The sequence below is a fragment of the Streptomyces iconiensis genome, assembly GCF_028657195.3.
In the GTDB taxonomy this organism is placed as follows: domain Bacteria; phylum Actinomycetota; class Actinomycetes; order Streptomycetales; family Streptomycetaceae; genus Streptomyces; species Streptomyces iconiensis.
Map to the genome: position 1 here is coordinate 117,844 of NZ_JANCPR020000024.1, position 24,396 is coordinate 142,239.

At 73.4% G+C, this 24,396-nt stretch carries 2 protein-coding genes; both read left to right on the forward strand.

Translation table 11 applies throughout. The features are described from left to right. Complete coding sequence (locus NMN56_RS23735; RefSeq protein WP_274045696.1) at positions 1-369, forward strand: hypothetical protein; 369 nt, start codon at positions 1-3, stop codon at positions 367-369. Further along, positions 370-24,396: a lonely Cys domain-containing protein gene (locus tag NMN56_RS23740; protein WP_274045695.1), complete on the forward strand. Its 24,027-nt coding sequence runs from the start codon at positions 370-372 to the stop codon at positions 24,394-24,396. It abuts the gene before it with no gap.

Consider the following 24,396-nt stretch of genomic DNA (forward strand, 5'->3'; position numbering starts at 1 on the left):
ATGAGCGGTTACCACAACAACTACCAGGCGGACACCTCCGGCCTGCGGGACACGCTCCAGCAGCTCGACGGGTTGGCGGGCGCACCGCGGAAGCTGCTCGCCGATTTCGATCGCACGGTGCAGGGCACCAGCGCCTGGAACGGCCAGGACGACGATTTCCACGACGAGACCGAAAAGCAGGACCAGCAGCAGATCGAGAGCTGCCGGAACCTGGTCGGTTCGCTGGAGGAGTTCCTGACCGGATTGCAATCGGCTGTGGGGCAGAGCCTCGGCAGCATCAAAGGCGTACAGCAGAACGTTCAGGACAACATTCACGACGCCCAGTCGAACGCCGACGCCTACGGCACGGGCGGTCACGGGAAGCACTGAATGTACGACATTCCGTATCCCGAAGAGGTCCGCAAGCTGCTCTTCGTCCTGCTCGGCGCTGAGCCGCTCCAGGCGAAGGCAGGTCTGGCGTGGGAGAGCCGTAACTCCTACACGGATCTCGCCGCGGGCATCCGCGACCTCCGGATGGAGATGCTCGACTCGATCCAGCGGGGCAGGCAGAATCTCCCGCCGAATGTCGCCGACGCCTACGAGCAGGCACTCTCCGGGCTGGTCAACCGGAACGGAACCGATGTACTCCAGCAGTTCATCGGCCAGTTGGAGAAGTTCACCAACGACCGGGGCTCGGCGTCGATCCAGATCCAGCAGGCCCATTTCGAGATCATCATGGAGGTCTTCTGGCTGATCCTGGAACTGGCGATCCTGGAGGCGATCGCCGCGTTCACAGGTGGTGCCTCGGTCTCTGAAATGATCCTGGCCCGTATGCGGGCCAGGCTGGCGATCCTCTTCGCGATCGACCGGCTCCTGCGGTACGTCCAGGCATTCCCCTCGCTGTCCCAGGCGTTCGAGGAAGCCATTCAGAACCTGGCGGCCCAGCTTCTGACGATGACCATCAACCCGCCCCACCAGCGGCCTGACGGGGTCGACTGGAAAGCGGTCGGGATATCGGCGGGTATCGGCGCGCTGGCCGGGTTCTTCATCAGCCATTTCGGGAAATTCGCGTTCAACTTCAAGAACGTTCTGTCGAACAACTTCAAGAACAATCTCGGCAAGGACGTGTTCGGGAAGTTCGAGATCCGCTTCAACAATCCGTTCACCAGGCAGAACGGGAACAACGCGCTCTACGACGTCCCCACGGCTTTCATGGCGGAGGGATTCGGTGAGACGATCGCCGTGGCGATCGTGCTGCAGAAGTGGGACTGGACTTCCCTGGCCGGTGCGGGCCTCAGCGGGATCTCCGAGCTGTTCATGGGGAAGCCCCTGGAGCAGCTTTACCACGGCCTGCATTCCAAGTTCTTCCCCGACGGCAACCTCTTCACGAAGTACCAGCAGAATTCCGCCGACATCCTGAACGACCGGCTCGCCAGGGAGTCAGGCGACCACTCCGGGGCCACCTCGCACGATCCCCGGACGGCCGGGTCCACGCCCCCGCCGGCGGCCGTCACGCCGCCCCCGACGGTGGGCACCACGCCCCTGTCACCGCCGCCCGTCCCGCCGCCCGTCACCAGCGGGGGCCCCGACCTCACGGCCAACAGCGGCTATGGATCGGACGGTTCGGACACCTCTTCCCGGCCGCCGAGCATCTTCGACCCCTCGGAAACCGGGCACGGCTCGGACACCAGCTCCCTCTACTCGGACACTTCCGCCGCCTCCTCGTCCTCGCCCCCGTCGCCACTGCCGTCGGCCACGTCCCTGGCCGGTGCCGGGGGCGGTCACCTCAAGTCCCCCGATCACTTCAAGGCTCTGGCCGACCTGGACTCGTCGTCGCCGAACGACCTGACGACCCCGGACGCCAAGGGCCTCACGCTGCCGGGCACCTCGGCCGACGGCCTCCCTCCGACGGCGAAGGCGGCGACCCCGGCGGCCCCGGACACCGCCGCGGCGGACAGCGGGAAGGCGCCGGGCTCCCTGCCCGACACCGGCGGACTGAACGCGCCCGGTGGGCTGAACGCGCCCGGCGGGCTGAACGCCCCCGGCGGGGGCAACGCGCCCGGCGGACTGAACGCGCCCGGTGGGAGCAATGCCCCCGGTGGGAGCAATGCCCCCGGTGGTTCCGGCAACTCCTCCTCCGCGCCGACCGCCTCGCAGCAGGACAGGGAACTCACCGGCACCGGCGAGTCCGACCCCGCGCGGCAGGACGACGCCGAGCACCAGGGCGACCCCACGCACCAGGGCGACCCCGCGCACCAGAACGTCACCTCAGCGGACCACGCGCCGGGCGCCCCCGGCGCTGGAAGTCCCGGTTCTCAGCGGGCGGTTGAGGCCGACCAGGCCCGTACCGCGTACGAGGACGCGCTCAGCGCGTACGCGGACGCCACCCGTACCGCCGACGAGCTGGCGGGCGGCCCCGCCAACGGCACCGGCCCCGGCACCGGCCCCGCGCTTGCCGAGGCGCAGGCGCGGGCTCAGCAGGCGCACGGGAATCTGCTCGACGCCGCGGCCCGGTGCCGCGACCTCGGCTCAGCCCTGCATGCCACCGATCCGAAAGCGCCCGGTGCCACCCCGCCCCAGCCCCACCGGGACCCCGCGCAGCGCGAGTGGATCGCGCGGCAGTTGACGGCCGAGGACCTGCCGGATGCGCTGGCCGGGGACCTGGCCGGGCTGCACGGCCCGGATGACGTCGTCACCCCGGCCGCGCTGCGCGACGCGGGCATCACCCCGGACCCGGAGCAGCACCCGGCGGCGCTCAACGGCGACCTCCTGCCCGTCGCCGCGCTGGACCCGGTCGACCAGGCACGCCTGCTGATGGCGCAGCCGACTCCCTGGCCCGCCGCGCTGGACACGGTGGCGGCCAACGCGGCGCTGCGGCTGTGGGAGGGGGCGTACGCGGACTTCAACGCGGCGGCCCTGAACGGCGATCCGCGCGCGGCGACGGCACCGCGGCAGCCCACGGCGAACGCCACCACGCCCCGGGACGCGACGCAGCAGCCGGCCACACCACAGCCGGCCACTCCGCAGTCCGGCACACCGGTCACTCCGGCCGAAGCGGACCGGGCCTGGGACACGGCCGTCGCCCTGGTGCTGCCGCCGACAGCGGTCCCCGTACTGGCCGACTCCCGCCATGCCGGGGCACCCTGCCGGGACGCCGTACGGCAGGTCGCCGACCACCTGCTCACGAACGGGCCTGACGCGTCCTCGGGTGTCGCGCTCGCCAACACGCTGCGCGCCGCGCTCGGCTTCGGCCCGGTCGGCTCAGCGCCGGGCGGCTCCGTCGCCCCCGTCCATGCCGCGACGGTCACCGAAGCGCCGGCCCCGACCTACCCTTCGGCCCCTGTCCCGTCCGTCACCACCTCGACCGACCTCCCGGCCGACCTGCCGCCCACCCCGGCAGGGCCCACCACCGGCGTCTCGCCCTCCGTGCCCGTGCCGACAACCGGCACCACCTCCCGTGATGTCACGGACGCCGCCACCGATGCCGTCACCGATCCGGCCACCGACACCGACACCGACACCGACGAGGCCACCCGTGCCCGGCCTGTGGCCGCCGACCCGGTGGCTGACCTGGCGTCGCGCCTGCCGGAGATGTCGCGGGCCGACCGGGCCCGGGAGCTGGCGCTGCTGCCTGCCGCCGACCGCGAGCGGCTGGCTTCCGACCCCGCGCTGGTGGACGCGCTGCGGCGGAAGCTGGCGGACGCCGACTTCGCCGAGACCGCGGCGCAGTTGATGGTGCTGGTCCCTGCCGGGGTGGACCAGCCGGTGTCGGCGCGGCGCGAGGTACTGGGCCAGGTCGCGCGCATGCTGCGGGCCCCGGCGGTGGCGGCGAGGCTGCTGGCGGAAGGCGCGCGCGTGGTCGTGGTGCCGAAGGGCGAGGCGATCACCACGCTGGACCCTTTCCGCCACCTGGCGGGAACCCTGACGTCCGACGGGCGCCCATGGGAGGAGGTGCGCGGCGCCGCGACGCGCACGGCGGGGGTGACCGAGGAGAACCTGCTCGGCGAGGTGACCTCCGTTCCCACGGACCGGAACGCGCATCCGGAGGGCTACTCCACGACGACCCACGAGTTCGCGCACACCCTCCACCAGTACGGGCTGACCGCCGACGAGAAGCAGCTCATCCACGACGCCTACCAGGACAGGGTGGCCCAGGGTGACGCCGCCGCCTGGCCGGACGGCCCGTTGCGCGACCCCTCAGGCAAGCGGGCGCAGCCCAACTACTCGTCCCTCGACGAGTTCGAGTACTTCGCCCAGCTCACCAACGCCTACCTGGGCACCAACAGGGGCTGGGACGGGTTCACCAGGCAGCGCAGGAACAACGGTGCCGCGTGGGTGCGGCAGCACGAGAAGACGCTGCTTCCTCTGCTGGAGCGGCTGTACGGCACCGAGCCCGGAGCCGTGTCGACGGCGCCGGCGAACGCGCTTGCGGGCCCCCGGAAGGAGAACTGGCTCTTCGAGGGCTTCCGGGCGTTCTGGGACCGTGCCGAGGGCACCCACCGGCCGCAGCCCCACGAACTCGCCCCCGTGCCCGTGCCCGACCCCGATCCGGCCCCCGCGCCCGCCCCGGCAATGAGCACGGAGGCAACCAGCGTCCCCGTAACGAGCACGGCAACGAGCACGACGGCGGTGGGCGCCCTGCCCCCGCCGCCGACGAGTCAGCAGAGTTACCAGCAGTATCTGGCGTCCGTGCTCCAGACCACGCTGGGTCCTGCGGCGGCCTCTGACCCGTCGTTCCCGCAGATGGTCAACTCGCTGGCGCTGGTGGACGCGGCACGGATGGCGGACCCCGCGTTCGCGGCCGGACCGCTGGACCTGGAAGGGATCACGCGGCGGGTGCTGCACCTGCCCGACTCGGTACCGGCCGGCCCTCAGGCGGCCTTCCAGCTCCTGTCGCTGGCGGCGAGCGCGGCACGGCGGAACCGGGCCGGAAGCCTGGCGGCTGTGGCGGCGCTCGGGCTGGAGAAGAGGGGCGCCCTGGGGCCCGCCACAGCAGTGACGGGGCCTGACGGCAGGACGCAGGGGCGGAACTGGATGGGGCGCCCCATCCAGGGGCTGCTCCTCGACCGTGTCACCAAGAGCACCGGGCCGGCCGACTGGGAGACGACCTCCGCGCCCTGGAGCGGCGGGGCCGCCCATGTGGTCTTCGCTGACACGGCGGACAACGGCACGCTGGTGGTGCGTGACAGCCAGGGAACGACGGTCGAGGTGGGTTACGAGGAGTTCGCCGAGCTCCTGAAACACGACCAGGACCGGCCCCAGAACGGCTCGTTGGTGCTGATGCTGCCCGGCACCACCGGTGTGCGGACGATGATTTTCGAGCGGTGGATGGCGGACCGGCTGGGTGCGCGGGTCTGGTCGACCGACGGGGACCTCCGGCTGCAGCCGCTCAACGACGGCTCCGGCCGCACGATGCTCGCGCTGGCGAACGAGAGCCCGGGAGAGGTGCCGATCGGCGCCTGGCTCCCCAACGACCCGGGCCTCGTGCCCCTGGGCCCCCAGGAGCAGGTGACGGCCGTCAACGGCCAGACGTTCCGGGACGACGACGTCCAGTCGTACCAGCTCACCACGGCTGACGGACAGGCGCTGACGGGCCGGGCCTTCCTGGACGCGCGGGACATGGCGCTCCTGGAGGACGGCCTCCGTTCCGTGTCGGAAGTGGCCCACTACACGGACTACGACGAGGGGCTCCCGGGCGTCAGCGCCCCCCGGCAGGGCGAACTCCTGCCGCTGCCCCGGTCCCTGCGCGGCGCCTACGTGGCGGTCGGGCACGGGAACACGGGCCGCACGGTGCTGCCGATGCGCAGCACAGGGCGCAACCACCAAGTGCCCCCCGAAGAGGTCGGCCGGCTGCTCGCGCGCGACCCGGTGCTCAAGGCGATGCCCCCTGAAGCGCCGGTGTGGTTGCTGTGGTGCGAGATGGCGATGTTCGGAGCGGGCAAGGACCGGCTGGCGCACACCGTCGCCGCGCAGGTACTTGCGAACCAGACCTGTCGGACCACGTTCGCGTTCGAGGCGGTGACCTCGGTGCACCCGGCGGAGGGTGACCTGCCGCCGCGGCTGATCAAGTACGACGAACTGCCCCGGACCCGGTACCGCATCATGGAGTTCCGCCCCGACCCGGACTGGGCGGCCTTGAACGGCCTGGCCGATCTGACGGGGCTGCCCGCCGACTTGCCCGACCGGACCGCGCGGGTGCTGCGGTGGGTACGGGCACTACGGGAGACCCACGGCGTCGACATCGACTCCTCACCGCAGCGGGCGGCGGAGTTCCGGGAGCTGATGGAGGGCTTCGGGGCATGGGAGCGGGCCCGCGGCCCCGCCCTGACCTGGACACAACTGCAGGAAACGCTGGGGCAGTACGCGCAGCAGCGGGGCATCGACCCGACGGCGCCTGCCACGCTGACGAGGATGCTCCGCTCGTGGCGCGCGGCCCCGCAGCCCGCCACGGGCCCGGCCCCCCGGGCGTACGCGGCGCCGGCGTTGGCACCGCGCCGGGCGGCAGGGACGGTGACCTCAGCGGGGCTGCCGCGTACGGGGCTCGACTTCGCGCCGGGGTCGACCGCGCTGTCCGAGGACGCCATGACCGACCTCGGCGACCTGGCACACCAGGTGGCACTGGCCGCTCTCGACGACCGGAACGCGGGGCGGCCACTGCCGACCGGCGTGATCACCGGTTACGGCGAGGGCCCGAGGGTGCAAGCGCGGGCGACGGGCCGGGAGCGTGCCGAGACGGCGCGCGCCTGGTTCCTGGAGCACCTGGACGAGGCGCTGACGGCCTGTCAGACGGGCGTACCGCCCCAGGAACGGCTCACCTCCGGCGATCTCACCGTGGCCGCCGGCGGCCGGCCCGGTAACCCCCGGGGGGCAGCGGCGCCCGGCGGAACGCCGCTGACCACGGTCGAGTTCGGCACCCCGGCCGCCCGGCCGCCTTCGGGCCCTGACCTGGCACCGCCGGCCGGCTCCGCCAGGTCGGGCGGCACCAGCGGCGGGCCGAGCGACGACCCCGTCCGGGACTGGCGGCAACTGTCCAGCGTGCGGGGGCAGTCCCGGTCAGCCGGGGTCCGCGCCATCGACCGTGCGGTCGAGGCGCTTCCGCCGCGGCCCTGTGCGGGTGACCTCCAGCAGGTGCTGCACGCGACACGGTCGTGGAAGGCCGACAAGACGCCCAGCAGCAGCCGTTGGCCCGCGGTCACCCGGCTGGAGAACGCGGTCCGGCAGCGGTTGTACTCCCTCGGGGAGGACAGCGCCCGGGAACCGGCCGTGGCACCCGGCTCGTCCCGGCCGCCCCGGCCGTCCCTGCCGTCCGCTGTCCCCGGTCCTGCGGTCGGCCCCCGGTCGCCCGTCACGGTCGAGGGGTTCGCGCCGTCAGGGGGCTTCGAGGTCGAGCTGCACGAGTTCGCACTCGTCCTGCCCGTCGGGGCCCACTCCGACGAGTTCGGCGATGTCGTGACGCTGCCGGGCCTGCTGTCGATCACGCTGGACCACGTGGGCGACGCCACCGTGCTGGAGGTCGTCACCGAGCCCGCCAGCGGTCTGAGCGGGGCCAGGCCGGACGGCCGCGCCGGCCACAGCCAGGTGCGCAACGCCTTCCGCGACGTCGTCGAGAGGATGCGCAACGCCCCGGACAACAGCAGGCTGGACAGGATCTTCCCGCCCGGCTCCGGGTACGAGATCGACGTACTCGCCAGCGACCTGCGGGTACGCAGGAACGACGGCGGCGTCGGCACCATGCTCGTCCACCACACGGCCACCACCCCGCTGACCGGGGTCACCACGCTGATCGAGCATGTGGCAGGTCACATGCGCCAGGACGTGAACGTCACCCAGTGGGCCCACACCGACGCGCTCGCCGCTGTGGGCTACGGCAGGCAGGCGGCCGGCCGGTTCGCCGCATGGCTGGCCGCACACCCGGAGTGGGCGGGCCAGGCCCGGCCGTGGGACGCGGCCGATCTGGAGGGCGCGCTCGCACTCGGCTACGCGCAGGTCGCGGCCGGCGTACGCGGCGGCCTCTCCCAAATGGCCCTGCCCAAGGACTTCACGGCCGTGACGTCACGGGAGTCGCTCTGCGCCGTGCGCGAGGCACTGGGCCCGGCGTCCCGCGCGTTCCTGGAGGACAGCGCGGGAGAGCTGGCGGAGGCTTTCAGCGCCCACTTCACCCACCACGCGGGACCGCAGAGCCGCGACCCGCTGACCGCGGTGCTGAGGGAGAACGTGGGTTACGGACCACCGCCCACCGCCGGCCAGTACCTGGACAACCTGCTCCTCGCCCACCCGTCGCGCGAGGTCGACCAGCACGAGGCGCTGTTCGTACGGACCAACTTCCCCACGCTGGACAGCAATCCGGTCGACGGCAGGAGCCTGCTCGACCCGCCGGTCGTCCGGCTGGAGAGCCGTCCGTACGCGCCCCGGCAGTCCACCGCCGAGACCGTCATCGACGAGTTCGACACGCTGGCCGACCTGTCCGTCGCCCTCTACAACGGCTCGCGGCAGCTGCGCGGCCTGCCCCCGGTCGGCCTGCCGCTCCCCCCGGAAGGTACGGGCTTCGCGCCGCCCGCAGCGGACTCAACGGCGGCGCCCGCTGCCACCACCGCGCCGTCCGGCGCAGGGGCCACCGCGCGGCAGCGCCTCTCCCGGCCCTGGGGCCACGGGACACAGCGGAACACCCCGCCGTGGAGCGACGCGCTCGTCGACCTCGCCGACCGGCTCCCCGGCCTGACGCCGGACCGGCGCCGCGGAGAGCTGGCGCTGCTGCCGGAAGCCGAACTGGACGCCCTCGCCTGCGACCAGGCCCTCCAGGACGGGCTGTGGGCCGCGCTCTCCGGCCACGAGTTCGCCCTGACCGCGGCCCAGTTGATGACGCGGATGCCCGGCGGGGTGCACCAACCGGTCTCGGTGCGCCGGGAGGTGCTCGGGCGGTTCGCCGGGATGCTGCACGACCCCGCGGTGGCAGCCCGCATGCTGATCAGCGGCGTGCGCGTGTACGTGGCGCCCCGGGACCTGCCGCTGAGACAGATGAGTGTCTTCCAGGGCCTCTCGGCGCCGGAGGGCCGCACGTTCGACGACCTGCGTGGCCTCCAGTCCGAAGGGAACGTGCTGGTCTCGGAGGAGAACCTGCTGGGCGAGCACACGCAGGTGCCCGGCGCGGTGCGCTACGCGGACGGCTACTCCACCACCACCCACGAGATCGCGCACGCGCTGCACCACTACGGACTGTCCCCGGACGACCAGCAGTTGATCACCGACACCTTCTGGGACCGGCAGGACCAGGGGGTCGACGCGCCGTGGCCGGACGGCCCGCTGCGCGACCCTTCCGGAACGCGCCCCGACCCCAACTACTCCTCGCGCAACCAGCACGAGTGGTTCGCCCAGCTCACCAACGTCTACCTGGGCACCAACCACGGCCCCGACCCGTACACCGGCCACCAGCGCAACAACGGCGCGCGGTGGGTGCGGGAGAACGAGCCCGGCATGCTGCCGCTGCTGGAGAAGGTCTACGGCCCCGCTCCTGACCCCCGCAGCACAGAGCGGGCCAACCCGACCGTCGCGACCGACGCGGAGAACGAGACCTGGGCCGGTTTCCGTGCGCTGTTCGGCCGCGCGGAGGCCACCCTCGTACCCCAGCCGCACCCTCCCGTCCCGGGACCGGCCGCTCCCGTCCAGGGCAACGCCCTGGTGCCGGGGCTGGTGCTCGCGGGGACGTTCACCGGCGCCGGAACCCAGCCACCGCCGTCGATGGAGGCGCTCTTCCCCGCCCCGCCCACCCCGCCCGCCCGGGACGGCGAGGACGCCCGGGAAGAAGGGGAAGAACGGGAAGACCAGGACGGCAACGACGTGGCCGGTGTCGAGTCCACCGACGCCATCGCCCTGGAAACGCTGCGGCCCCCGGCGGTCACCCCGGCGACCACGCCCCCCGCCGACACCGTCCAAGCCGACACGGCCCAAGCCGACACGGTCACCGACCCGGCGGAAGCTGTCACCACCGCTCCGGCGGAAGCTGTCACCACCGACCCGGTTGAACCTGTCACCGCCGCCCCGGCGGAAGTTGTCACCACCGACCCGGTTGAAGCCGTCACCACCGCCCCGGATGAAGACGCCGTCACCGCGCCCGCAGACCCGGCACTCTCCGCCCTCGTCGCGGGCTTCGGACGCGAACACCGGGGCCTCCAGGGCGCGGTGCACCTCATGCCGTTCCCTGAGGAGACCGTCCGCTGGCTGCACGAGCGGCTGGCCGGGACCGTACGTGCCCGGGCCGCACTCGACCGGCCTGTCCAGGACCCCGAGGCCCAGGACCCCGGCGGCGCCGAGGCGCTCCGGCGGGACATCGCAGGACAGTACGACGGCGACGAGCTGCTGGACGCGCTGCCGTATCTGCTGGGCCCCAAGGGCATGTCCCGCACGGTCACCTGCCGGGGCCTCAGCTACCAGGTTTCGGCGCGGGCCGAGTTCTTCGGCCACCGGCCTGCCGCCGTGATGAACGAGGACACCGCGGAGGGGCGGCAGGTCAACGTCGAGGAGCGCAACCGGACCGCGGTCGACACCAGCGACACCCTCTCCTCCGGGAACGTACGGAGCCTGCCGCTGGCCTACGGCCGTACCTGGCTGATCCACGACACCGACAACCCGGCGGTGGCCTCGCAGACGTTCACCCCGAAGTTCACGCTGACGCACAACCAGCAGGCCGTCGTGGTGACGGTCCCGGAGAACTACACCGCGATGTCCGCGCTGGCGTTCTCCGCCGAGCCCTCGCACGCCTTCGACTACGGGGTGCGCTGGGAGTTCACGGCCGTTCCCGCCGAGGGGCCCACGGCGCCGACGCCGTACACCGACGCGGACTGGAGCGGCGCCGAGACCGCGCCGGGCCGGGTCACCGCGTGGTTCCCGCACTACCTCACGCAGGGAATGCCGCCCCGGCCGTTCGGCCCGGTCTCCCCGCACGACATCCCGGCGGAGCCGGAGACCCTCACCGACGAGCTGCCGCTGCACCGGGTGGACACCGTCCGCGACCCGGGCGAACTGTGCGACGCCTTCCTCGCCGCCGACCAGCTGCGCCCGCACCTGCGCCGGATGTCGGACGACTCGGCCGCCGCGCTGCGCACGTTCCTGGACGAGAACAACCGGCGCTCGGGACTCCTGCTCATGCTGGCCTCGGCGTACCCCTCGCCGATCCTCCTGGACCGCAGCGGGGAGCCGCTGGGCTACCTGGAGGTCTCCGCGCGGATCAACTCGCTGAGCCCCGCCGCGGTGGCCCGCAGCAGCACGAAGGGCGTCCTGGAGACCGACCTGCTGCACACGGTCGGTGCCAAGACCGCGCTGACGGTGTCCAACGCCGAGCAGGCGGAGTTCACCCTCTCCACCACGTTCCAGGGGCCGTCCGCCGGAGGGAACTTCGTCTTCGGCGGCGGCTACAAGCACAAGCGGACCCGCACCCTCAACTCCGGTGGCACCGCGTACGACTGGTACAGCCTCACCAGCGGGAACCCGCACCTGCTGACGGACGCGGACATCACCTACACCGCCGTACTGGTGCTCCCCAAGGGCGGCAGGACCGAGCCGTTCGAACTGGACAGCCCCACAGGCCAGTCCATGCGCGTGCCGTCCATGGCCGATACGAACGGCATCCCGGTCGCGCCGGGCGAGGAACGGCACCCGCCGCCCGAGCTGGCATCCCTGCGCTCGCTGGGCATCAACGCCACACCGTTGAAGATCACCGGCACCGGACCGCTCTTCGACCAGCTGGAGACCCTGCTGCGCACGATGGGCCTCCTGCCGCCCACCGAGCGGCAGCGCCTGACGTGGCTGGACAACGACACCTCGGTCCTCATGGCGTGGCTCGCCAACGCCAGGAAACTGGCCGTCGCGCGCTCCCAGATCGGCCTGCGCGGCGCGACCGGCGCACTCATGGACGGCGGTCACCCGCTCTACTTCGACATGCCCCTCGCCACCGGCGTCTGGCGGGTCAGCGCCGACCTGTCCGTGGTGCCGACGGAGGGCGCCTCGCCCCGGCACGTCAAGAACCTGCCGGGCTGGTCGGTCATGAACGCCAACGGCATGGGGAACGTGGGCAGCGAGTCCAGCAGCTCCAGCCACTCGGTGTTCGGCAGCTTCTCCGCCGAGGCCAACGGCCCGGCCCCGCACAACTGGACCGTGGCGGGCGGCGTCCCCACCAGCGCCTCCCTCACCCACCAGCTTCACGGCGACGCCTCGGGGACGGCCTCCTCCTACGGCCTCGACATGCTCACCTTCGCCGAGCCCGGACTCGGGGTCTTCCACATCCCCGGCACCTTCACCATGTCCGTGTTCTCGGAGAACGGTGCCGTCCCGCTGGCCACCTTCGACTCCGAGGACGGCATCGTCTCCCTCGGCATCCCGCTCTCCCGCACCCTCGACGCCCCGGCGACCCCGCTCGGCCCGGTCTCCATCCGGCGGGCGACGAGCGAGGACTTCACCAAGGCGCGAATGATCCCGGACGCCGACGGCCGGCGTCCGCAGGACGTGGTGCTGCTCCCCGGCCCGGCGCACGTCAACGTCGCGATGGGCAGCGCCGGGCTGACCACGGCCTTCCGGCAGCTCCTCGGTGGTATCGCCCCCGAGTCCGAGACGCCCCCCGAACCGGCCCCGCTCGCCCGCGTCCTGCGCTGGGCCGCGGCGCAGGGTACCGACCTGCTCTCGCACCTGCCCCCGGCCCTCACCGCGTTGGCCCAGCCAGCGCACATGCTCCAGGACATGACCGTCGGCAAGTCCGTCACGGACGCCGAGAGCCCGGTCCAGGAGGTGCTGCGGGCCGCGTCGTCCTCGACGAGCCTCATGACCCGTTCGCCGCAGATCTTCCGCGGCGTTCACGTCATCGACGCCGACGCCTCGGGCACGCTGCTGGGCACCGACATCCAGGGCGAGATCCGCGGCTACCTGCAGCACGCGGTCCACGAGGGCACGGGGCACCCCGGCGAGGACCCGGACGCCGCAACCTGGGCCGAGAACGACGTCACGAGCACCGACTCCGCCTGGCGCGGCACCACCTCCTCGACCTCCGGTCTGGGTGGCACGGGGCTGACCGCCTCGCACGCGGGCGAGCGCCCCGGCAGCGTCTCGGGCAGCGGCAGCCGCAACCTCGCCGTCTCCGGCAGCCGGACGGACACCGACTCCGCTTTCACCGACCGCGTCAACTCCGAGGCGCACGCCAAGAACCGGTTCCACGCGTTCCGGGCCGACGCCACCTACGTCGTCCTGCTGCGCAAGGGGAGCAGGAACGCGGTGGCGAACGCCGTCGGCGTGGGCCCGCACAGTTCGGTGGCGTACGCGGTGACCGTCCCCGGCGGCGTGGTGTTCTGGGCCACCGAGACCCTGGTCAGACAGACACCCCAACTGGCCAGACTGGCCGGTCTGGAACCGCTGGACCCGCCCATGGACCGGCTGCTGCCGCGGTACTTCGCGCGCGCCGGAGGCCGGTCCCTGGGATTCGCCACCGTGCCCGAGGCGCTGCCGACCGGCTCGCTGGACGACTTCACCGAGGCGATCCGCACCGCCGTCGAGCGCGAGGCGCCCGACTCGCTCACCCCGGGGCGTGGCCGCCACGTGCGCGGCCTCGACTCGCGCCTCGCCGAGGCGGGCAGCGTGACCGGTCTGCGGTCGCTGGCTTCGAGCGGTGCGGGCCACTGGCGGCGCTTCCACTTCCCCTACCGGGGGCGCACCGGGCTGCACCTGGTGGAGGTGGCGCTCAACGCCTGCCCGGCGCCCGGCACCGACCTGCTGGCGCTGCGCGGCGCGCTGCTGCCCCACTCGGGGCTGGACAACATCAACTCAGCGGCGGCGAGCGCGATCACCCACAGCCGCTCCCACAGCTCCGGGTTCACCCTCACGCTCAGCGGGACGGGCGGCTTCACGCTGCTGCCCGGCACCGGGCGCAGCGGCAGTGCGGGAGGCTCGGCCTCCTACACCAGCACCGGCAGCCGTGGTACCTCCCGTACGGTCACCCGCAACCACCAGGAGTGGCCGCGCACCTTCAGGCCCGCCGCGCAGTTCCAGGTGACGTACGAGTACCGGGTGGAGGTCACCTCCCGCAGGCTGGACGAATCGGCGCTGGGTTTCCTGAGCAACCGGGTCGCCTCGCTGGGGGAGTTGACGGGGCGGATGCTCGACGGCGTGCTGTCGGCCGCCGACTCCGCCGGGCTGACCGGCTGGATGGACCAGGCACTCGGCCGCACCACGGGCACAGGTACGCCGAGCACCGTGCCGCCCGCTCCCGCGACCGTGCCCCCCACGACCGCGACCGTGGCTCCCGCGACCGCGACCGGGCCTCAGGCCACTGTGGCTCCCACGCCCACGCCCTCGACCGTGGCTCCCACGACCGTGGCTCCCACGTCCATCGCCGTCACGCTGCGCTTCCCCGGCAGCGAGACCCTGCTGTGCCGCGAGGACGGGACCCCGGAACTCCCGGCCCCCGAGCCGACCTTGATCACACCGGACGTGCACCCGACCGACCCCAGGCCACCCGCGGCGCCGGTGGCGCCCGCTGCCACGGCGCCGGCCGGCGGACCGCCCGCAGCGCCGGGGACCGGCGCGGAACGGGACCGGCTCTCCGGCGCCGCGCTGTGGACCCCGACCGGTCCTGTCACCGTGTACGACTTCGACGCGATGGACCACCTCGCCGACGCGCTGCGGGAGGTCGATCCGGAACTGCGCGGCAAGGAGCTGCCCCGAACCTCCACGTCGGCAGATGCGGGCATGCGCAGGCTCGGCGACCTCATCCGGCGCGGCATGGTCCAGCTCACGCCCGCCCAGGCGTCCCGCTACACCGGAGATGAGCCCTCCGGCGGCACCGCGCGGATCGGCCTCGCGCTGTACCGGCCGCAGTTGGAGACCGTCAGCCGGGACGTGCTGTCCCAGCGGGTGCGCACCACCACCGGCAGCTACGCCACGAGCGGCAGCCGCGCCCTCGCGCCGTCGGTTTCGGCGCCTGTCAAGGGCGGGCTGACCGACAGCGACACCGACACCCTCACCGGGACCGTCCCGGTTGCGGGCGAGAGCACCGGCGTCGGCCAGGCCACCGGGGGCACCAGCTTCCGCCGCGAGATCCTCAAGTACGGCACGCCCACCTCGGAGAACACCGACGGCGAGCGCGACGACAGCGGCGTCCTCGGCTACACGCTGACCGCACACGCCGTGCTGGAGGTCACCGGCCCCGACGGCACACGCTGGGTCACAGGCAACGTGGTGCTGCGCCCCACCCTGGAGGACGTGCTCGGCCTCGGCATCAGCCCGGCCCGGCCGTCCCCCGAGGTCTACGACGTGCCGGCTGCCCTCGCCGCGTGCGGCCTGCCCGACTGGCGGGCGCTGCGCCCCGAGGAGTTCGGCGACCGGCTCGCCGAGGCGTTCGACGAGCGGGACGCGCGCGCCCAGGTGTGGCTGGACGCCGGCGAGGTGACGCCCGCGACCCGCCGGAGCCTGGACGCCGTCCGCCAGGCCCTGCGGGACGGCGACCCGGTCGACCAGGTACTGAACACCCAGGGGGTCACGCTCCCCGCCGACATCCGGCTCGCCCTGGACGCCGCGGTCCGCGCCACGGACCGGGCGCGGAAGCCCGTCGAACTCGCCCTGCGCACCGGGTCAGGCCCTGTCCACCTGCCCTTCGCCCCTGGCCCGCTGCACGGCTGGGCCTCCGAGATGCCGGTGCCGTCCGTCGAGGTGACCACCCCGGTCCCGGAAACCGCCGTCCCGCCGGAGCCGACGCCGGAGCTGACTGCCCAGGAGCCGATCGCCGAGGAGCAGGCCGCGCGGGCCCTGGCCGCGCGGGAGCGTGCCGCCGCGGTCCGGCGGCTGACGACGCCGGTGGCGCCGCGTCCGGTGCTGAGCCGGCGGCAGTTGGAGGGCGTGGCAGGCCGGTTGGCGCGGACGCTGCCGGTGAGCGCGCTGTCGGTCCAGCGGTGTCTGACGCTGGTGGCCGGTCTGCGGGACGCGCTGTACCCGGGAGGGGTGCGTACCGCCGGCACGGTGGACGACTCGGCGGCCGTCGTGGGCCCTGACGCTGCGGCGACGGGCCTGGTGGCCGGTCCTGGCTGGCGCCGGGTGCGGGACTGGGACGCGGTGCGGCAGGCGGTGGAGGACGCCGGGCCCGGCGCTGTGGCGTTCGTGCTGGCGCGGCGTCAGGGCGGCGCGGTGGGGCATGTGTGGGCGGCGTACCACCAGGGCGGACGTACCGGTGTCGTGGCGGTGGACCCCTCAGCGCGCGCGGGCCGCAGGGTGTCGGCGGACCCACCTGACCTGGCTCTCGTCGAGACGCGGGCCGTGGTGATCGACCGGGCCGGGCGTGTCCTGGCGGACGCGCTGCCCGCGTTCACCGAGTCCTCGTCCACGGCCCGGGCGCTGGCCGACCTGCCCACCGAGCACGAGTACGGCGCACTCGGGCTGGAGGTCGAGGAGCGGTACCTGCTCACCATCAGCGGTGAGGTGCCCGAGGCGTTGCGGCTGGCATGGGGCCCCGGGCTGGCGCTGGTGGCCGACAAGATGCCCTTCTGGTACGTCCCCGACACCGGGGAACTCTTCGACATCACGATGGGGGAGCCCCCGGTGCCGCCCGGTGCGCGCAGGCCCGTTGTGCAGAAGTTCCGCATCGGGGAGATCGTCGTCGACGCGATGGCCACCGTCCCGGGCGAGCGACGGCAGTCACCGGCGGAGGGCCTGGCCCAGCTCGAACGGCTGCGGCAGCGTCTGAGGGCCGCCAACGACCATCCCGGCGGAGTGCCGCTGGGCGCCCTCCTGTCGGGCCTCCCCGGCTGGGAGTTGGCCGAGGGCGGCACGCGCGTCACGGTCTATCCCCAGCGCCCGGGGAACAACGGCCGCGTCTACGCACAGCCCACCGTCGGCGCTCCCGCCGTCGGCCTGCGGGAACTCCATGACCTCGCCGTGCGGCGGCTGAAGGTGCCGGCGATCGGGCCGCTGCTCCAGGTGGGCAACGACTTCGGGCTCGGGCTCGCCGGCGCTTTCGTGCGGCACAGCACCGGCTACGACGTGCCCGTCGAACTCGGACTCCTGCCGTTCCTCTCCGCCGTCCCGGAGGTCGACAAGGTGTGGGGGTACGGGAGGTGGCTGTTCGGCCATGTCGCCGCCGCGCCGGTCAACGGCATGGGGAAGGAGAACGTCCTGGTCAAGAACGCGCTGGCGGTGGCGTCCCGGCACCCGTTCGACCGGACGCTGCTGAGCATGGGGGCGCGGATACGGGAGTTCCTCGACGGAAGCCACGACGAGATCACCGACATGACGGTCTCCCTGCTGACCCAGGTGCTGACCACCTATCAGGGGATGTTCCGTACGCCGTTCCCCGAGGGGTTCTTCGACGCCGTCCATGAGGACGAGGACGCGCCGACGCCGCGCGAGCACCTGACCGCCACGCTGACGGGGCGGACGCCGGAGGGGAGGACCGTCGGCCAGTACGAGAGCGTCGGCATGGAGGACTACCCGAGGCTGGACACCGACCAGGGCCGCCTGCCGGTCGTCCTGCTCCTGGAGGAGCTGCGGCTCTACGGGATCACCGAGCTGATGGTAACCGACGGGGAGATCCGGGAAGTCCTCGCCGAACTGGCGGAGTTCAGCCGGCGGACCTACCAGCGGGCCGTGGAGTCCGCGGTCCCGCTCTCCGACGACGTGCTGAGCCAGGCCGTCGCGCGCATCCTGAACGACACGGTGGTGCGGGACCTCGCCCCGTTCCTGGCAGTGGCCCAGAACGGCATGCCGTGTGCCGAAGGTCCGGCCAGGCAGCTGCTGTCCCTGTACGACGCCCACGCCCTCGCGCAGGCGCTGGGCAGCCACGCGCTGGGCAGCCCGCTCCCCGCCGGCCTCCACCGGACGCTCGCCCAGGCGGTCGGCGAAGCGGCCGGGCTCCTCGCCCAGGCGCCTCCCGGACAGCGCGCCCGGCTCCAGGAGGTCGTCGGTTCCGCGAGCCGCGCCCTGCACGTACTCGCCGACCCCGCACAGATGCCGTCACCGATCCACTGGAACAGGGACATCGCGGCCCTGGACGGGACGCGGGTGCCGGTGGACGAGGTCGTCGGGACGACGCACTGGGAGCCCGGGGAGGGTGACCCGGTGGGCTTCTCCGCGCGCCCGGCCGGGGAGTTGGACGGCCGCCAGAACTCCTACGGCCTGCTGCCCCAGGTCACCACGTACACGTGCGTGCTGTGGTCCCAGCAGTTCCAGGGCCCGCACGGGCCGCAGGTGCCGGAGACAGCGCCCCAGCCCCTGCCGTTCGAGAAGGCGTACCTGGTGGGCCTCAGCGGCAATGCCGCGATGGTCAGGCTCGGGCTGCGGGACGGCTCGGACAGGGCGGTCGGCCACGCGGCGCTCATGGACTTCCTCTTCGCCGTCGACCCCGACCTGATCGCCCTGGAAGCGGAGACAGCGGCCGTCGTTCTGGGCGCCGACGTGGCGGGCCCGCCGCCGCACGATCCGCTGGAACACCCGATCGCAGGTCAGCTCATGGCCACTGCCTGGAGCCGCTGGGTGTGGACCTCGGGCCTGGGGCAGGAGCCGGGCATCCTGCCGGGCGACGCGCACGCGGGACCGCGGTTCGGGCTCGCCGAGGGCGACTGGTGGGCAGGGTTCCGCCCCGAGCCGTCGTCACCCCAACTCGCCCTGCTGGCACAGCGGATCACCGGCGACCGGCGCCGCGGCACGGACGTGCTGCGCTGGGTGCGCGCTGTCAGGCTGGTGTACGGGCCGCTGCTGGAGGACGACACCGCCGCCTTCGAGGCGCTGCTGCACGGGTTCCACGCGCTCGACGGGGTGCGCGCCGCGCAGGGCGACCGCTCCCCGCTGACGTGGGCGGGTCTGGGCGCCGCCGTCGCCCCGTACGCAGGCGCTGGCGGACCCCCGCTCCCGCAGGCACTGCCGTTCGCCATGGTCACGGCCGCAGCCCAACTGGGCACGCACCTGGAGCTGTCGGGGTACGCACTGACCCAGCGGTTCGCGGCGCCGCGCGCCTGGGAGCAGGGCGCGTACGGAACGGACCTCACCGCGCAGGGGCCCGGCGGCTTGGCGGTGCACGGCTGGATGAGCGGGACACCGGCGTCCTTCGCCACCCCGGGCCAGGGCGCCCGCGGGCCGTGGGCGAACCCGCCCGCCTCGCCCGCGGCGGTCACGGCCCCGTACGACGCTGAGGCCCACTGCGCCGCGATCGAACACAGCCTCTTCGGACAGCCGCAGTCACAGGCCCCCGCGCAGCCCGACCCGCAGCCGCAGCCCGGCCCGCGGCCCAACACGCAGCCGCGGTCCGGGGTTCGGGAGGCGCTGCGCCGGCTGAACGCGCTGCGCGCAGGCGTCCCCGCGCTGCGCGGCGGCCCGCTGGACCTGGACGCGCTCACCCGTCATGTGCTCATGCTCGGCCAGGACACCTCCGTGACCATGGACCACCGGCGCGCGCTCATACAGATCGCGGGGGACCCGGCCATGGCGGATGCGCCCGGCCTCGCGCGCCTCTCGGCCTGCTACCTCAAGCAGAACGGCGCGCTCACCGACGAGTTCCGCTTCACCGGGGCACACGGCGCGCGCGGTCTGAACTGGACCGGCGCACCCCTCGATCCCGCCTTCGACCTGAGCCGCACCACCACCTTCGCCGACGGCGTCGCCACGGCGCAGCCGGCACCGGCACCGTGGGGGCCCGCGCCGTACGCGGTGCTGGCCGGCGGATCGGCTTTCACGGTCACGGTGCTCGGCAGCGGGGGCTTCCGGCGCGAAGCGCCGAAGGACGTCGTGGCCGAACTGCTCGGCCTCGACGAGGAGTTGAACGCGCTGCCGGGTGACGTACCGCTGCTGATGGCCGTGGACCTGGCGGCCGTGGGCGGCCAGGCACTGACCCAGGACAACGCCGATCTGGTGCGCCGGAACGTATGGTCACCGAGCGGCCGTCTCGACCTGCGGGGCATGGTCGGCCTCGATGTCTCGGCCGAGCGGGAAATCGTCGGTGGCTGGCTGCTCAGCGAGCCCGGCACCCAGCCCCACGACGGGGACCGGGGCGAGGAGTGGGAGCAGCATGTGTTCTCGCTGCCCTTCATCGGCCCCGACCACCGGTCGGCAGGACACGCGTCCTTCGCGCCCGGCGACACCGGCGTACGGGCCCGGAGCCGGATGCTGCTCGACCTGCCGAAGGCGACGCACTTCGTCCACTACGACGAGGCGACCGGCGCGGTCAGCCGGCCGTTCGTCCTGCCATGGGTGGCGGCGAACGAGCCCACGCCGTACTTCGCGGCCAGGCACGGCAGGCCGGGCACCTCCCAATGGGCCCTCACCGACGCGGGGAACGGCCGCCCCGGATTCCTGGAGACCGAGGCGCCGCGCACGTCAGGAGCGCTGAAGCGCCGCCGCAGCCTGCGGCGGCTGCCCTCCGCTTCCCCGGTCGTGGGTCCTGTCTGCTTGAGCGCGCTGCCGGAGGGCATCGGTTACGCCGGTACGTTCGGCCCGGTGCCCTTCGTGCCCGACCCGCTGGCGGTCATCTCCGAGACGCAGCAGGTGGCCAACGACCACGACCGCCCGGCATACGGCTTCCTGCGCAAGGCGCACACGGGCATCGGTTCGGTGGACGGCGAGCACCTCGCCGCCGGCACCGACGCGCGGGGCCGCGTGTACGCGCCGCAGGTGCGGATGCCGGAGCCGCGGGGCGCCGAGCTGAACGCCCGCGCCCGTACGGCCGGGCTGCACACCGGGTACGGACCGGTGCCGGAGGCAGTGAGGGAGCGGACGCTGCGCCTCGTACGGCTGTTGCGCATGCGGTTCGGCGACCGGATCGACCAGGAACCGGAGTACGAGGAACTGCTGCGCGGCGCCGGCGCGCTGGACGCGATGCTGCGCGACGATCCCGGGCTGACCCGCGTCCCGCTGTTCACCGTGGAGCTGTTCGACCGCGTGGTGCACGCGTACCAGGCCCGGCAGTTGGCCGGCGCCCCGCAAGCCACCGGGGAGCAGCCCACGGCCACGCAGCCCACCACGCGGCAGCACACGACCATGCAGCCCACCGCGCGGCAGACGACGGCGTCCCTGCTGAAGCTGGCGGGCGCGGCGCGGGCACGGGACCCGCGGCTCGCGCTCACCGGCTTCGTTCCGCTGCCAGTGGTCGCGAACGTCGCCGCGCTGCTCGCCGACCCCGGCTTCGACGCCCTCACCACGCACACCCTTCAGCTCACGGGCCCCGCGCCGGTGGGTGAAGCGGAGCGGTCGCGGATGCTGTGGGCCGAGGTCAAGGTCCAGGAGCTGCTGGCCAGGATCGGGCAGGGCGGCGCCCAGGCCGTTGACGCGTACGGTGCCCGTCTGCTCCACCTGCATGCGCCCGACCCGGCACGCCGTCCTGAGCTGATCCAACTCCTGCGCAGGGCAGCAGCGCTGGGCCGCGACCTGGGCCGGCCCGCCGAGGTGGCCGAGCTGCACCTGGAGCTGCGCGGCGCGCTGGCCGGCACCTCGCTGCCGGCCGCCAAGGGCGGCGCCGCGCTCGGCCGCGACCACACCGGAGCGCACCGGGGCGCCGGGCCCCTCGATTTCGATCCGGCCACGGTCACCCTGCTGCGGCGCGAACCGGACGGCAGGCTCGTGCCGGACTCCACGGTTCCGGCGCCCTGGTACGACCCGGCAGAGCCGGCCGCGCCCCGGCCCTGGCTGTACCGGGCCCCACAGGTGCGAGGCCACGCCGTGATCGGCACCCCGGTGCCGCACGCCGAGGTCGGCGAACTGTTCCACCGTGACCCGGAGCTGGCCGACCTCCCCTTGAACACCCCGGTCATCCTGCTCGTTGAAGGTGCCAGGCCGCGCCCGGGTGCCCCCGTCGTGGACAGCCTGCCGGGCCAGTGCGCGCTGCTCGCTGGCCGGCACATGTGGTCCGCCTACGGCACGCCGACGCTCTGGACCGACCCCGCGACAGGCAGGACCACGGTCGCCCTGGAACCGGACACCGCCGGTCGTCCGCGCCCCGTGACCGACCTCGGGCTGGTGGCCCCGGTCCATGTACGCGGCGGGTTCGGAAACCCCAGGCCGCTCGCGCCACCGCCCGCGACCGGCGGCCCGGTGCCCACAGCCCCGGTGTCCACAGGCCCGGTGACGGCGCCCGCCCACGCCCCGTCGTTCGCAGCCCCGGCCCCCCGGGAGCGGCAGGAGACGGGCCCCGAGGAGACGGGCCATGCCGGTACGGGCCCCGAGGGGACGGGCCATGCCCGTACGGGCCCCGAGGAGACGGGCAACGACGGCCAGGCGGGCCGCCGTTACGAGCGCTCCGGACCGTCCACAGCACGGCTGGGGGACACCACCTTCGCCCTGCACACCGGCGAGGGGCCTGGCGACGCCTTCGGCGAGGCGCTGTGCCGTGCCCTGCGCGAGGCCGGGGTGGAACCCCCGGTGGGCGAGGGGCAGTTGCGTGACTGGGCAGCCGAACGGGTGACCGAGGACGAGCTGCCGGACGCCGCCGCACTGCCGCCGCTGGACGCCGGCCCGGATATCGCCACCGCGCGGCTGACGGCCGCCGGCGTGCGGCTCAGCCCCGCCCAGGAGACGGAGGCTGTCCTGCGCGGCGACAAGCTGCCGGTGCGCGACCTCGCGCTCACCCCGGTCCAGCGCTTCCGGATGCTGGCGGCCCCCGACGGCGACCGCACCCTCGACCCGGCCGTCGCCCTCGTGGTCGACACGGCCCTCGCCGCTGCCGTCGCCCGGGAGCTGGCCGTCGCCGTCGCGGTCGTCGGACAGGACGGCGTGGTGACCGAGCACGGCATGGCCGAGCACGGCTCCGGCGCTGGCCGCTCCGTGCTGCTGGTCCGGGACGGCGACCGGTACCTGGCAGGCGCCGCGGTCCACACCGAGCGGTCGGCGACGACCCCCGTACTCTCGCCGCGCCTGACGGCGAAGGCGGGCTTCGAGCTGGAACTCGGCGGCGTCACCGTGCCCTTCTACGCCCGGGGCGTGGTGCTCTTCCGCGGCGAGGGCTGGCGGCTGGAGACCGACACACCGGACGATCCGCCGTACACCAGGTCCAACCTGGAGTTCGTGCTGGACCCGGTGTCGGACATGAAGCAGGCCGAGAGAGCGCTCCGCCGGATCACGGGGATCGTCGGGCGTATGCGCACCCTGGCCATGTCGGCGCCGGACAACCGGTTCCCGCTCTCCGACCTGTTCGCCCGAGTACCGGGAGCGGACTCCTCGGGGCTGCTCAGGGAGGCGACCGTCACGGCCGAGAGCCTCAGGTTCCGGGCGACGCTCCAGGCCACGTACGGGACAGGTCTGGAGGACCTCGGCGAAACGGTCCGTGATCTGTTCGCACGGGAGGAGGCGGAGAAGCTTCAGCAAAGGGTGTCCGAGGTCGAGGAGTTCTTCCTCCGGGAACACGGCCGCCCTCTGTCGCCGCGCGCCCACGGGTTCGCGCGGCTGATCGTTCTGTATCTGGAGCGGGCCGGTGCGCAGTACGGGACGATCAGGGCGCGTGCCATCCGCCGTCATGTGGTGGCGGCTTTCCGGCTGATGACCCGTAGCGACTTCTGCTCCATCCGCGACGAACTGCTGGACGACGGCGACCGCCGGGACATCGACGCGCTGCTGCTGCCCCGGAGCGGCCAGGAGCTGCCGGACCTCATGCGGGCACTCGGCCACAACCCGTCGGACCGGGTGTTCCGGGAGCCCTACGAGGACAAGGACAACCTCCTCAACGAGGGGCCCACCAGGATCGACTGGCTGCGCTCGATCGTCCACGGCCGTGGCGAGGGACCGTTCAAGAAGGACCTGCTCTCACCCCCGCCCGGCTTCCCCCTGCACACCGGCGACCTGGACGTGGACTTCGGCATGGGCGCCATGGGCGCTGACGCCGAGAACGGTCTCCTCCTCTTCGAGGCGCGCGCCACCCCCTACCGTCCCTCGTCCATTCCGCTGAACGGCATCGCTCTGCCCGTCCTGGCACGGGAGTTCACGGCGGCGATGAGCCGTAACCCGGCCCTGACGCGGGACGACACCTCCGCCGCACCGTGGCCGGAGGCCGTGACGGAAGCCGTCGTGCTCGAAGGGCTGCTGGGCTCGCTCACCACGACGATCGGCGCGGCGCTGCGGGCCGGGGCCAAGCCCACGGCCGTGTCCAAGCGCGTGATCGGGCGCGGTCTCAGCGGCCTCCGCGCGGAGGTCGAGACCGTACTGGCGGGCGCCGGCACCGCGACGCTGCCGGGCGCCTTCGTGCCGCTGCGCGAGGTCTTGGAGACGGTCCGCGAACTGCAACGCGAGTGGTCGCTGCAATCCGACGCACTCTCCGCCGCTTTCGCCGCACTGGAGGCGGCCGTAGACGCGTTCGAAGCGGCGCTGTGGACCGCCGAGGACGAAGCCGGCCGCCCCTTCGCGACGCCCGACGTCGGAGGGAATCCGTTGGACAGCCCAGGGGCCCCGTTGGACGAAAGGCGGCACACGCAGCAATGA